This is a genomic window from Haloglycomyces albus DSM 45210, from assembly GCF_000527155.1.
GTDB classification, from domain to species: domain Bacteria; phylum Actinomycetota; class Actinomycetes; order Mycobacteriales; family Micromonosporaceae; genus Haloglycomyces; species Haloglycomyces albus.
Genome location: NZ_AZUQ01000001.1, coordinates 1697667 through 1709671, shown reverse-complemented (window position 1 = coordinate 1709671; position 12005 = coordinate 1697667). Strand labels below are relative to the sequence as shown.

At 54.9% G+C, this 12005-nt stretch carries 16 protein-coding genes and 1 tRNA gene; 15 read left to right on the top strand and 2 right to left on the bottom strand.

The features are described 5' to 3' along the window. The first annotated feature begins 13 nt into the window (after positions 1-13). Positions 14-103 (top strand) — tRNA-Ser (locus tag HALAL_RS0108060). Between the two features lie 709 nt (positions 104-812). After that, positions 813-1019: a hypothetical protein gene (locus HALAL_RS0108055; protein WP_025273511.1), complete on the top strand. Its 207-nt coding sequence runs from the start codon at positions 813-815 to the stop codon at positions 1017-1019. A 296-nt stretch (positions 1020-1315) separates the two neighbouring features. Here HALAL_RS0108055 and HALAL_RS18570 read toward each other — a convergent pair whose 3' ends face one another. Continuing rightward, positions 1316-2212 (bottom strand): hypothetical protein, encoded by an 897-nt coding sequence (locus HALAL_RS18570; RefSeq protein WP_156937667.1) that lies wholly within the window; start codon positions 2210-2212, stop codon positions 1316-1318. Next, entirely contained in the window at positions 2209-3069 is an 861-nt protein-coding gene (locus tag HALAL_RS0108040; protein WP_025273509.1) for a sigma factor-like helix-turn-helix DNA-binding protein, read from the bottom strand. The genes HALAL_RS18570 and HALAL_RS0108040 overlap by 4 nt, the downstream gene beginning before the upstream one ends. Before the next feature lie 227 nt (positions 3070-3296). Here HALAL_RS0108040 and HALAL_RS0108035 point away from each other — a divergent pair, with 227 nt between their 5' ends. The 13 genes from HALAL_RS0108035 to HALAL_RS18100 all read left to right on the top strand — a co-directional run bounded on the left by HALAL_RS0108035 (position 3297) and on the right by HALAL_RS18100 (position 11558). After that, on the top strand, positions 3297-3647 hold the full coding sequence (locus HALAL_RS0108035; protein WP_025273508.1) for a hypothetical protein: 351 nt from the start codon (positions 3297-3299) through the stop codon (positions 3645-3647). A 288-nt stretch (positions 3648-3935) separates the two neighbouring features. Continuing rightward, on the top strand, positions 3936-4406 hold the full coding sequence (locus tag HALAL_RS0108030; RefSeq protein ID WP_025273507.1) for a hypothetical protein: 471 nt from the start codon (positions 3936-3938) through the stop codon (positions 4404-4406). 118 nt (positions 4407-4524) lie between these two features. Next, entirely contained in the window at positions 4525-4830 is a 306-nt protein-coding gene (locus HALAL_RS0108025) for a hypothetical protein (protein WP_156937666.1), read from the top strand. 60 nt (positions 4831-4890) lie between these two features. Further along, the gene (locus HALAL_RS18565) at positions 4891-5193 is read left to right on the top strand and encodes a hypothetical protein (RefSeq protein ID WP_156937665.1); all 303 of its coding nucleotides are present in this window, start codon (positions 4891-4893) and stop codon (positions 5191-5193) included. A 173-nt stretch (positions 5194-5366) separates the two neighbouring features. Further along, a complete protein-coding gene (locus HALAL_RS0108010) occupies positions 5367-5639 on the top strand; it encodes a hypothetical protein (RefSeq protein WP_025273504.1) in 273 nt (90 codons plus the stop codon). 25 nt (positions 5640-5664) lie between these two features. Further along, entirely contained in the window at positions 5665-5892 is a 228-nt protein-coding gene (locus tag HALAL_RS0108005) for a hypothetical protein (protein WP_025273503.1), read from the top strand. A 170-nt stretch (positions 5893-6062) separates the two neighbouring features. Then, positions 6063-7460, top strand: a complete 1398-nt coding sequence (locus HALAL_RS0108000) for an FtsK/SpoIIIE domain-containing protein (RefSeq protein WP_051462834.1) — start codon at positions 6063-6065, stop codon at positions 7458-7460. 32 nt (positions 7461-7492) lie between these two features. Then, on the top strand, positions 7493-8437 hold the full coding sequence (locus HALAL_RS17540; protein WP_025273501.1) for a hypothetical protein: 945 nt from the start codon (positions 7493-7495) through the stop codon (positions 8435-8437). A 63-nt stretch (positions 8438-8500) separates the two neighbouring features. Next, entirely contained in the window at positions 8501-9892 is a 1392-nt protein-coding gene (locus HALAL_RS0107990) for a replication initiator (RefSeq protein ID WP_425402658.1), read from the top strand. Next, the gene (locus HALAL_RS0107985; protein ID WP_025273499.1) at positions 9892-10098 is read left to right on the top strand and encodes a hypothetical protein; all 207 of its coding nucleotides are present in this window, start codon (positions 9892-9894) and stop codon (positions 10096-10098) included. Before HALAL_RS0107990 ends, HALAL_RS0107985 begins: the two co-directional genes overlap by 1 nt. Beyond that, a complete protein-coding gene (locus HALAL_RS0107980; protein ID WP_025273498.1) occupies positions 10091-10285 on the top strand; it encodes a hypothetical protein in 195 nt (64 codons plus the stop codon). The genes HALAL_RS0107985 and HALAL_RS0107980 overlap by 8 nt, the downstream gene beginning before the upstream one ends. After that, positions 10282-10464 (top strand): helix-turn-helix domain-containing protein, encoded by a 183-nt coding sequence (locus HALAL_RS0107975; RefSeq protein ID WP_025273497.1) that lies wholly within the window; start codon positions 10282-10284, stop codon positions 10462-10464. Before HALAL_RS0107980 ends, HALAL_RS0107975 begins: the two co-directional genes overlap by 4 nt. After that, positions 10464-11558 carry a tyrosine-type recombinase/integrase gene (locus tag HALAL_RS18100; protein WP_025273496.1) on the top strand — a complete coding sequence of 365 codons (1095 nt, stop codon included), beginning with the start codon at positions 10464-10466 and terminating at the stop codon, positions 11556-11558. The genes HALAL_RS0107975 and HALAL_RS18100 overlap by 1 nt, the downstream gene beginning before the upstream one ends. Positions 11559-12005 lie beyond the last annotated feature (447 nt).

Sequence of the window (12005 nt, the reverse complement as noted above, 5' to 3'; positions counted from 1 at the left end):
TAGAATTTTCGGCGGAGGATTCGCATAGTGGCCTAGTGCGCTCGCTTGGAAAGCGAGTTGGGTGTCAAAGCCCTCAGGGGTTCGAATCCCCTATCCTCCGCCACTAGGCAGGGATGACCTGCGAATATGAAGCCCCGTCTTCCACACTCGGAAGGCGGGGCTTTCTTTGTATCGCCCGGTTTTGACCCTTGTTGACCGCTGTTGACCTTTGCTAGAGATGCACTAGGGATGCAATCCACTGTGGAACAGAAGTCTCGTTCTGAGTGGTCCTTCCTCTGGAGAGCTGCATTCTTGCTATCGCGGGTTCCAGGGGTATGTCAGGCCCGGAGGCGGCTTTTTCGCATGGGCTGTGGCGATGGATGCTGGGTGTGGAGCGCGAAAAAGTCGGTGGAGGGTTTGACATAGCGAAGCGGCCCCTGGGTTCCGTGATAGGCCTCCGGCCAGCTCTCCGGATGTTTGGACCACGAGAGCCCCACGCCAAACCCGTCTGAACGCCGCTGGAACGGTGGGTGGCGTGTAGAGCCCTGGCTCGGTACTTCCTCGGATCTCCTGGTCCAGGACTGGAGGTCCTGGCGGGTTTCAGGGCAGCGCCCTGAGTCCCCGGCTGGAGCGGGAAGCGCTCCTACGGCTCTGGTGCCCTGTGGGTCGGCGGGCTGGAGTCGGGACCGGCCTCCAGGCCGCACGCCCGGCTCCCAAGCCCTGCCGACAGGCCGCCGCAGGCGGCCCTTGATTAGGTATAGAAAGTTTGAACACGCACGCGATAGCAGTGCTTGCCAGTTGAAGCAGTCTCGGGTTGAGGATAGACTGTCAGCATGTCTGAATCACAGGTGAAGTACGAAGAGATCGTGATTAATGGTCGTGTCTTGCAGCGGCAGGTGCCGACTGAGTATGAAAAGCGTGTGAATCGCCTTGAGATAGAACGTCTTCGCCGTGAAGACCCGGAGGCCTCGCAGTGGGCTGATGATTTCATTGAGCGTCTTCGTACTGAGACCGAGTCGAACCGGGAGGCCGCTGCCTGATGACTCTTCCTATCAAGGGAGTTGTATTGGATGACACGGCTATATGGGCACTTCGACGGGGTGAGCCTCGTCATCCTTTGGTATCGATCCAGCGATTGTTCGATCTTGGGAGTGTCGTGGTCGCTCCCACAGCGGCAGTTAAGTTCGGTGGTATGCCTCGGCTTTTCCGCTCACAAGTCGTTATTCCCGAAATGAGCTTGGATGGATCGTTGGAAATCCATCGCCTCATGTCTGCGGCTGAGACGACAGACGTGGTTGCCGCAAGTGCGGTTTATGAAGCGGTTCAATTGGATTGGTCAATTATGACCTGTGAAGCCGGACGGTACGATGATTTTGAAAATGTCCGGCTTGAGCTTTTTTGATGGTTTTGGCAGTAAGTGTCGTAATAGACTGAAGTAACCAATAGTGGCATCGTCAGATTTTTTATTTCGAGGCCACCTAGCACCAACAGGATCGGTCTCTTCTTGCTTACGGACCTCACGAAGAATTGCTGTAGGACCAAGCTGGTCTACACTTTCGAATATTTGCTCCCAAGTGCACGTGCCGAAAACATCAACCAAACGTGCCACTCCATCGGTTGCCAAAATAAATTGTGCACCAGAACTGAATTTCTGACTTCCATTCATAGCCATTGAAGCGACTCGAGGATGTGAGTCAGCCACCCAGAACCCGCTGGAAGTATTTCGGGACTCAAGCTCCGAACGCTTCATCTCCATTAGCGCTGGTTGTTTACGGGGATCATCTATTGAGTACTTGTCAGCTTCAGCTTGCGCAAACGGTGTTGGAACGCGTCCCCGTTTATCTGTCTGAACCCATACGTTGTTTTGATCTCTAATTGCAAGGGAAACGTCTCCCAGAAGCAGCCAGTCGCAAATTGTGTCATTCCGTATCTGAAATATTCCAACTGCTCCAGCGGGGGTTGCTACGTTTTCGAGATCACAAGAGTCCTGATGCAGCGCGGCGACCTTCGTGATTGCTCGGTGGAGTGCATTCTGGAGATCATCAGACGGCAATAGCTCTGCAAGCTGTGTTCCAAGATTACGTGCATACCAACTAGTACCATGGATACAGCCAGTATCGGTACGGGCAGTAACTCCATCAATTATGACTGCAAACGAGTCACCATAAATAAAATAATCTTCGTTCTGTTTGGTGACTGATCCGCCTGATGTAGCCATGCTGATATGTATCATGACTTCCTCTGGAAAATCTTCGTTACAGGTTGTACCTGAGTAATTTCTTCGGTTTCGCTGTTGCTTTCTACCTGGACGATCGTAGAAAAAATTCGATTCTTTACACGCCCGTACAGGCTACTCACGTTATCGATAAGCCATTGAGCACCTCCAAGAGTTCCTTCCGAGTGGATTCCGGCCACGTAGAGGAACGTGCCATTTCCATCCGGTCGGGGAAGTCGACCAATATAGGCAAAGTCTTTTTGGTGACTTGCTTCCCCAGGGGCCGAGTAGACCTGACCGGATTCTCGGTCGATTAGGCACCAACCTTCTGATCGTTCTTCAAACCCGATGTTTGGGTCACTAGCAACAACTTGTCCCAGAAATGGCAACAGTCGTGGTGACGTCATTACTAGGAGATTCTTGCGATTCAGGTTAACGTTCCCAGGTGGAGGAACCTGTTCCATTACTGAATCGAGTCCAAATGAACGCATCCCGTCGATGAGTGTTTGCGCTGCCTGCATGGCCTGGCTCGAAATCACGAACTTTTGAGCTGAGTCAGCACGGTTTGACTCTGGCTTTGCTCCTACCGCAATCGTTATACGACCATCACCGAAGAAAGCCTTCTCTTCCTTGCCTTGGCGGAGCATTTGCGATACACGGCCCCGTGAGACATTGAGTTCTTCTGCAATCTGTCGCTGTGGCATACCTCCGCTGATCAGAGCTTCTACAGCAGAGAGCCTTGTGAGGTATAGATCTGGAATAACTGTATCGGTCAAGTACTCCACCGCTTCATGCGCCAGCTTTGCGCGCTCTAGTGGCGATTCAACAGATCTCAGATTCTCCAGAGACTTGTGTACAGGGCTAAACATCTCCATGCCATCAGCTTACCTTATTTTAGCCCCCTAAACACATTCAGCGATCTAACTCACCTAGATGTTATTGCAGGTAATAAACGCTAATGGCCTAAAGTTTATCCAGGCTAACTTTAGTTGTTTAGCCCGCTTGACACTCTCATATTCCGTGTGCTTTACTATAGCTACATTGATTTAGCGCGGTAAACATCAATGTTTATCGTAGCTAACGACTGGAAGAAGGAGTTCGTATGAAACTGGCTATTGACACTCGCCCCTACAAGTTCCGCGTTAGCGAAGACCCCGAGGTCAAGACGTTCGTTGACGCTGAGACCGGCGAAGTGAAGGAAGTCAAGCGCGACGGGAAGCCCGTGTGGGTCGTGACTGTGTTCATGAAGTTGGCGGACGCTGACCCGGAAACCGGACGTAAGGCGAAGGGGGCGGAAATCAAAGTTTCGATGACGTCGATCCCCGAAGTCGAGGATGGCCAGTTGGTTGATTTCGGCAATCTCCAGGCCTCGGAGTGGGAATTCAAAGATAAGACCACCGGTGAGCCTCGTCATGGATTGTCCTTTAAGGCTTCGTCCGTGGCGGCCCTTTAGTCACTTAAATTTCTCGCCCTGCCTCCTGGTTTTGATGGAGCGACCGGTTTGAGTCCGGTTAGGGCACTATCTGGGCCATCGTCGGGCACTTAGCACGGTCTGGTGGTGGTTTCGGAATGTTGTTTGACAACACGAATAGAGTGTTTGACCAGCTTTAATGCCTGAATGCTTCTTCCAGTACTTCGCTTCGGCGGGGTCTGTCAACCATCACACGACAGAAAGGAGAAGTCTTGTGGTGGTTGGCGGTGTCCGTCGAAACCAATATGAGGAGGCAAAGAGGTGAGTGGTATGGCGCAGGAGGCTCTATTCGATGTGGACTTTCTGAGTCCCGAACGGCCTACTCCGGTCGAGCAGTCCGTTGAGCGACAACGTTTGTCGCAGGTGCTGCGGGCCTATAAGGACGCTGACGTGACCGTGCAGGATAACGCCGGTTACATCGCGGGTCTGGTGGCTGCGGTGGCTCCGTCGGGGTGGGCGCAACCGTTCTGGTCGGTTTCGCATGGGCGACTCCGAGGGACGTTTTGCTACCCGGTCGCTGAGTCAATCATGCAGTGGACGAACGAGTTCGGTAATGGTCGCCTGGAGGCCCGGTGGATGGGCGGTGAACTGGCCATGGCAGCCACCCTCGTTCTCGTTGGCCATTGCGTGTTGGTGTCGGGAACGCTCACTCGCGATGAAGCAGTCGAGGAACTCGGCTCACCGTGCCTGTCGTGGACGGGCATTGTCACCAAATCCGTTGCGGAACTTCAGGACCGTTGATCGCGTTCATTGCTGGGCGTCGTTGGGGTCTATCAACCATCACACAACAGAGAGGACGAATCGTGGTGGTTGGTGGTGTCCACCGAACCCAATCGAAGGAAGGGCAACTATGGAATCCATGAGTGATGAAGAATACAAACGCATGCTTGGGCTTCACCGGGATCTGGTCGAATGTCCGCGGGGACAGCTTTATGAGGCTATTGAGGACTTGATCGACCTTCAGGAAATTGGCGGAATACTTAATACATTGGAAGACGGTCTGTACGACCACCGCAATGATCCGGTTCGGCAGCATGACCTGGCCTGCGCAGTTACAGAGAAACTACTGATGCGGTGTGCATCGATGACCGACACAGCAACGCGCATATTGACTCGTATCAGTCACATGGAATACGAAATTATCGAGTTGAAGAACTGTCGGTGACTGCTGATGATTGCTACGCACAAGGTTCATCGAATAGTGGTATCGGGTGACCATTTCCGTATGGTTTCACTGCTCGAAGAGGCTATAGACGAAGTCTTTACTGATGTGCCGCAACCGCAATGGCATATCGATCAACAGGCCGGTGTAACCGGTTTCTTTCGAGGGCTCGATGCACTCACCAACTTCGTCGTGTGGTGCAAAACCACCGCCACCACGTCTGAGTTCCATTTCCTCTCTCCCGACGAAGTACTCCTGCATGCACCCACGGTCGTTCGTGGTCGTCACGTGCATGTCTACTGTCGAGTCCCCTACCGGCAGGCACAACAGTACTTCCTTTTTTCATACGGACTTGACCACGATTAACAGCAGAAAGGAGTGATCAGAGTGGACACAGTTTTCATTCTGGGGGTGTGCTTGTTTTTCTCAGTGCTACTGAACCTTGCCTTCACCACTAGCCTGCTGCGGCGCTTCGCCAACGCCTGGCGCATCACCAACCGGTGATAGACGCTTCACCACAAACACAGAAACGGAGAAACATGACCCATATCGATTTGTTCGGGACGAACGCCCGTTCCGTCAGGAAATACGAAGACCTCGTCTCCACGATCAACACCACCGGTATGGTGCTGGCCGACTTCGAGGGACTCATCCGCAACTATAAGGACGACGGGGCGTTTAACTCGCTGCGTTACGTCGAGAAAGGGGAACTGAAGCGGGCTCACCTGGAAGCGGTCGAGGCTCTTGCCGGACTGAAGCGGGCGACGATTCGCCAGGAAGCCGAACTCAAAACCTGGGACTGGCAGCTGTAACACACTCAATCCTGAAGGGGAAAGCATGAATCAAAAGTGGACGCGCGCGAACGTCAACCGCCAATTGGAGGCCTCAGACAAGATGATGCGGCAACTGCGCGGCTCGGCGGGCCGGGCTCCGAAGAAGGCCAACGAACTGTTGAGCGCGCATCGGGAGTTCGCCTACGCGATGGGACGTTTGACCATTCTTGTCGAGGATGCCGGGTTCACCAGCTTCGGCCACGTCGATGAGGAAAACGGACTGTTCTTTTAGGAATCCAGGTCCGGTCATAACTGAATAACAACTGCATACAGCGATAACTTCATACAGGGATGAGGGCAGGAAGCAATTGTGCTGACCTGCCCTTTCTATTGCTTTATCTAAATCATTCGCATTAACTTTTGAGCTCTTTCCACTATGAACTCGCCTGAGGAGGAATACCAGTGGCTTTCAAGAAATCCACGTCGAAACAGGATATGCACTCAAAACGCAAGGTCGGCCTCGAATGGAAAGCAGCAGCTTGGGCGGCTCGCCATCCGGGTCTGTCGGTCGGTCTTCCGGCGACTGGTACTGCTGTGGCGGCCTATCCAACGGCCTCGGCGGGGCTGGCGGCTGCGGCGGTAGGTGGCATGGTCGCCTGGGGCCGGGCGCACCCGCCCTCGTTTGACACCGTGGTGCTGCCCTGGATGCGGTCGATGCGCCGTCGCTGGCTATCGGCTAACTTCAACGGGCTCGGCTGGAAGCGCAACCTCAAATCGTGTGGACTAACGGTCAGTCATCCCGATACTGGTGAGGTTTTGGTTCCTCGCCTGGTGCGGTTGAAGGCCTACTCCAGTCGTATTGAGGTCGCGACGGTCAAGATTCATAAGGGACAAACGATCCGGCAGTTTGAGGATGCGGCTGAGACGGTGGCGGCGGCGTTTGACTGTCAACGCGTCTCGATCGAACAGGTCAAACCGCGCCTGTTGAAACTCATCTTCCAGCGCAGTGAACCGTTTACTGAGGTGATCCCCGCTCCGGTCATGCCCGCCGAACCCGAGGAAGTTGACCTGACGTCTGTTGCGCTGGGTGAAGACGAATACGGGCAGGTGTGGACCGAAAATCTCGCGGCCCATCACCTCCTGGTCTCCGGCGCGTCCGGGTCGGGAAAGAACAGCATTACGTGGGCGTATCTGCGGTCAATGGCGCCGCTCATTCGGGACGGCCTGGTGCGTATCTGGATGCTCGATCCTAAACAAACCGAACTATCCGCCGGTAAAGATTTGGCGTATGCGTACGCGGGCGGTATGGACGACGTCAACGAGGTTGTCGAGGCTTTCCTTGAGGATCAATCCCGAGTTCAGAAACTGTTGCAGGACAAGGGAATGCGTAAGTTCGAAATGTCGACCGAGACGCCGCTGAACATTTTGATTGCCGATGAGATCGGCGCTCTCATGACGTACGGGGATCGTGACGTCACTCGGTCGTTCACTCGCGCCTCCTACGTCATGACGTCCCAAGGACGTGCGTCGGGGCATCTGCTGCACGGCTACATCCAAGAGCCGGACAAAGGCACGTTGCCCTCCAGGGATTTGTTCACGTTGCGTGTGTGCCTGCGGGCGACCTCAGCGGCGCAGCCGGACATGGTTTTGGGCGAAAACATGCGCCAACGCGGTGCCCTGGCCGATGAGATTCCGGCATTGCCTGAGACGGCCGGGATTGGTTTCCGCGTCTCGCAACGCTCCCGCATCCCCGTCAAGATCCGTGCAGCTTATTCCGATGATGACGACATCACCGATCTGGTGCGGTTCTGCACGACTACTCCTGGCGCTGGAGAGCGTAATTTCCGCCTGGTCGCCTAAGCGACTGCACTACATCGAAAGGAGACTCCAGTATGTCTGATAAACAGCAGAAATCGAAGGTGCCCAAGGGAATCCGCAAGCTCCGAAGAGAACTCGACCGGGCGCAGCACTTGCACAATCTGGCATCGAATCCCTATCTTCAGATTGTCCGGCTCGATCGATTTGCTACCTCGACTCGCATTCTCATCTGGTCGGGGCTGCTGCTGGCAATTGGGTTCACCACTTCGGGCGTACATGGGTTCATTGCCGGTGACCGGGACTCGTCGGACCCGATCTGGTGGGGCGCATGGGCGATCGAACCGGCCCTTGCTGGTTTGGTGATTACCATTTTGCGGTGGGAGTCGTTCATCCTCTCCCACAACGTCACTGTCAACTCCCGTTGGGTGCAGACCACCAAATACGCGCTCCTATCCGGTTCGTTGGTGATGAACGTCGTCTCCGCACTGCCGAAAGGCATAGTGCTCATCGTTTTGCACACTCTGATTCCGCTCATGGTGCTGTGTATCGCTGAGGTTCTGCCGGTGGTGGAGGCACGTTTGAATACGGTACGAACCCGATTGTTGGCCGAGCTCAACACCACAACCGGCAACGAGCGTGACGTCCTGGACGACCGTGCCAGCGAAGAAAGCGTTGACACCGTGCCGTCTCCGGCTCCAGCGCCGGCTTCCACATCGCCGGCAGTTTCACCTATCGAATCGCCGGCTCGTACGCCGCCGGCTTCAGTGCCGGCAGGTCCATCGGTCGAGACTGAATCGCCAGCTTCTGTGCGGGCACCGGCTCCTGGACCCGAGGCTGAGGCACCGAAACCAGTGGCGCGTCCCCGTATCCCGGAAGCACTACTCGCGCAGATTGCCGATCTCGCTCGAACGACGTCCCGGCAGGTGACTGCCGATGACATCAAAACACAATTCCGACTCCCGGCTTCTCTGGCCGATCACGCTGCTGCCTGGGCTAACACACAAGCAGCATCCACATAGCACACATGTCATATCCCTTTTGGGCAAAGGAAAAGGGCTAGGAGCCTACCCGCTTCTAGCCCTATCAATGAATCACTCGGAGGTGAAACTATCGCAACCACCACACTACCGCCTGACCCTGATCCGATTCAACAACTCATCACCCGCCCCGGGTTTAAAGCCTGGAAAGAGAAAGTCAAATCTACGCACGGGTGTATGCATCCGATCAAACTCAGGGGCGGCTCGACCATCACTCACCGGGCTAGTGGAAACGTCCTGCGAGAATCAACCGGTTCGATTTGGATTCCCTGCGGTACTCGTCGTGAGTCGATGTGTGAGACCTGCTCGGCCTGGTACGCGCAGGACGCGTTCCACTTGATCCGCTCCGGTTTGACCGGTGATGCCGACAAGGGAGTCGCCGTGGAGGTCGCTGAGCGTCCTCGCTGGTTTGTCACTCTCACCGCACCGTCGTTCGGGTCGGTGCATTCGCGCTCGGTCAACGCACACGGCAAGATGTATCGTCCATGTAGTTGTGGCTCTTGGCATTCCGAAACGTATACCCGCCTGGGCCACCCGGTCGATCCCGACACCTATGACTACGATGCCGCCGTTCTCTGGCAAGCACACGCGGGGAAACTCTGGCACCGGTTCACTATCCGTCTGAAACGAGCCCTGGCGCGCATCGGCGGTATCCGTATCAAGGACCTGTCCGAGCAAGTGCGCCTCTCTTACGCGAAGGTGGCGGAGTTCCAGCGTCGTGGGCTCGTTCATTTTCATGGAGCCGTTCGCCTGGACGGGCCAGACGGAGCTGACTCAACCCCGCCGTCCTGGGCAACGAAAGAGGCCTTGGAATCGGCAATCCGTACTGCTGTGGCCGACACCGAGATCACCACCGTTCGTCCTGACGGCACCGAGTTGGCTCTGCAGTGGGGAACTCAGGTTGACCTGCGCGATATCACCGCCGAAGCAAAAGCCAAGGAAGGCCTGTCGGGTCAAGCGCTAGCGGGCTATATCGCTAAGTACGCTACGAAGTCGACTGGTGCTACTGACGGGGCTGACCGGAAATTTCGCTCCGAAGCCGAGATCGATCTTGTCTCCACACCGGCCCATTACGAGGCCATGATGCGCACCGCCTGGAGGCTCGGCGGACTGGTCCAATACGAACACCTCAACCTCCGTCGTTGGGCACACATGCTGGGTTTCCGCGGCCATTTCCTCACCAAATCCCGCGCCTGGAGCCTGACGTTCGGTCAATTGCGTGATATCCGCGCCCGCCATTGCCTCTTGGAGACACTCAGCGAACTCGACGTTGCCGAAGACGACGTCACCGTCGTCAACGACTGGCACCCCGTGGGATTTGGTCACCGTGACGAAGCCGAACGCGAATACGCCTCCGCCATCGCGGAACAACTCCTCCAGAAACGACTGTCCAAACACACCAGACAAACCACGAATGGAACGGGAGGCACCGCTTAATGCCGTTTCTCGATCACGATTACACCGATTTGACCTACCTGATTGGGACGGTTCAGCAAGAGGTTGACGCACTTCGTGACCGCGCCTACCTCATTCGCCATGACCTGTCCACCAAACAACACGTTCTCGCAGGACACGTGGACGACTTGGAACAGAGAACTCGTCGTCTGCGCTGCTATCTCGAAGAGAGGGACCAACATGCATAGAAACAGCAAGACGATTCGTCGTGTCCGCGTGCGATTCGAAGGACGCGAAGCCGACATCATTTCTCTGGCTACTGGCCTTTCGCACTGGGCTATCGGCGGTTGGGAGTTGATTCTCCGTCGATCAAAAGAACGGGACAACGGTCAGTATCACGTCTACGGAGTGTTCGTCAAGGAGGACAACCAATGAATCCCCACCTCATGGGAGTTCCAGAAACCGCCAAATACCTCGGAGTCAAAGTACGGTTCATCCGCCGGGTCGTGTACGAACGTCGAATTACATACACCAAGGTCGGCAAATACGTCAAATTCGATAAACGTGTACTCGATAACTACCTCGAGCAAGGCACAGTGGAGGCGACTAACTAATGGCGAAGAAATCCGAACGCAACAAACGGCGCTCCTTCGGAAAAATCTTGAAAATGCGCTCGGGCCGCTATCAAGCTTCTTATATCGGCCCTGCGGGAAACAGGGTTTATGCACCAAACACCTTCGAACGCCATAAAGACGCCGATACCTGGCTCTCAGGACAACAGACCGATATTGCACGTAACCAGTGGATCAGTGATGATGGTTTCAAAGTCACACTTGGTGAATACGCAATAGAATACCTTGATCAAGATGCGATTGGTGATAGCTGGCGGGCAACTTGCGAGGTCAACCTACGCCTTCACATGGACGAGTTGACAGGTTTGTCACTGCGAGAACTTACTCCTCGGCGAGTACGACGGTGGTACAACAAAATACAAAAGTCGAAGTGTCACGGTCCAACATCGGTAGCGCAGTCATATCGGTTCCTTAGAGCCGTTATGAATCAAGCTGTGCGCGATGAGTTGATCTCTCGGAATCCGTGCAATGTTCCAGGAGCAGGATCGACTGACTCTCCGGAGCGCCGAATTGCGTCGCCCGAGCAGGTTCAGCAGCTCTTTGAAGAAATTGAGCCCTGGTACCGCGCTCCTGTTGCACTGGCAGCTTGGTGTTCCCTTCGTCGGGGCGAAATCATAGCGCTCAAGCCTAATGATATTGACCTCAAAGAACGTGAACTATACGTAGAGGATTCAAAGACTCGCGCCGGAATAAGAGTGGTATCGATTCCGCCCCATGTCGTTCCAGCCTTGGAATCTGCGCGGAAATGGAGTGACGAAAATTGGTTCTTCACTAGCCCGCGTGGCGGACGTATGGTCGCGAACTCTTTCTATCACGCCTTTCGTCGCGCCCGCAGCAGGATAGGGCTCGACTATTTGACTATTCATGACCTTCGCCATACAGGTAACTCGTTGGCCGCAGCTACCGGTGCGAACTTGAAAGACCTTATGTACCGACTTGGTCATAGCTCGGACGCTATCGCGAAGAGATATCTCCACACTGTGGATGGTCGAGACCAAGAGATTGCAGAGGAGCTATCCAAGATCGCCGATGGCGATGACCCGGCAAAACTTCCCAAACGCCTTAAGGGTGCATAGAGGATGCAAAAGGGCGGATCGCCCAAATCAACCTGGGGAAACCCTCCAGCTTGGAAAGCGAGTTGGGTGTCAAAGCCCTCAGGGGTTCGAATCCCCTATCCTCCGCCACTAGGCAGGGATGACCTGCGAATATGAAGCCCCGTCTTCCACACTCGGAAGGCGGGGCTTTCTTTGTATCGCCCGGTTTTGACCCTTGTTGACCGCTGTTGACCTTTGCTAGTAGTGCGCTAGTAGTGCGGTCCTTTGGTGACGAGCTGAATTTCAGACTGTCAGCCTATACGAAATGAGTGTTGAGAAAATCGCCCACCTTGGCGTATGGAAGGTCGCCCAACCACCTATCGACCGTAGAGCTCGTTCAAACCGACGAGACTCACATCCTGACGATTCGCGGCTATCTCGCACGGCTTTTCCATGACTCCGCTTTATAAAAATACGGTTTAATAAACT

Excerpts from the sequence above, each read along its gene's own strand:
- HALAL_RS0108055 (WP_025273511.1), top strand. The coding sequence starts at position 813 with ATGTCTGAATCACAGGTGAAGTACGAAGAGATCGTGATTAATGGTCGT.
- HALAL_RS18570 (WP_156937667.1), bottom strand. The coding sequence starts at position 2,212 with ATGATACATATCAGCATGGCTACATCAGGCGGATCAGTCACCAAACAG.
- HALAL_RS0108040 (WP_025273509.1), bottom strand. The coding sequence starts at position 3,069 with ATGGAGATGTTTAGCCCTGTACACAAGTCTCTGGAGAATCTGAGATCT.
- HALAL_RS0108035 (WP_025273508.1), top strand. The coding sequence starts at position 3,297 with ATGAAACTGGCTATTGACACTCGCCCCTACAAGTTCCGCGTTAGCGAA.
- HALAL_RS0108030 (WP_025273507.1), top strand. The coding sequence starts at position 3,936 with ATGGCGCAGGAGGCTCTATTCGATGTGGACTTTCTGAGTCCCGAACGG.
- HALAL_RS0108025 (WP_156937666.1), top strand. The coding sequence starts at position 4,525 with ATGAGTGATGAAGAATACAAACGCATGCTTGGGCTTCACCGGGATCTG.
- HALAL_RS18565 (WP_156937665.1), top strand. The coding sequence starts at position 4,891 with ATGGTTTCACTGCTCGAAGAGGCTATAGACGAAGTCTTTACTGATGTG.
- HALAL_RS0108010 (WP_025273504.1), top strand. The coding sequence starts at position 5,367 with ATGACCCATATCGATTTGTTCGGGACGAACGCCCGTTCCGTCAGGAAA.
- HALAL_RS0108005 (WP_025273503.1), top strand. The coding sequence starts at position 5,665 with ATGAATCAAAAGTGGACGCGCGCGAACGTCAACCGCCAATTGGAGGCC.
- HALAL_RS17540 (WP_025273501.1), top strand. The coding sequence starts at position 7,493 with ATGTCTGATAAACAGCAGAAATCGAAGGTGCCCAAGGGAATCCGCAAG.
- HALAL_RS0107985 (WP_025273499.1), top strand. The coding sequence starts at position 9,892 with ATGCCGTTTCTCGATCACGATTACACCGATTTGACCTACCTGATTGGG.
- HALAL_RS0107980 (WP_025273498.1), top strand. The coding sequence starts at position 10,091 with ATGCATAGAAACAGCAAGACGATTCGTCGTGTCCGCGTGCGATTCGAA.
- HALAL_RS0107975 (WP_025273497.1), top strand. The coding sequence starts at position 10,282 with ATGAATCCCCACCTCATGGGAGTTCCAGAAACCGCCAAATACCTCGGA.
- HALAL_RS18100 (WP_025273496.1), top strand. The coding sequence starts at position 10,464 with ATGGCGAAGAAATCCGAACGCAACAAACGGCGCTCCTTCGGAAAAATC.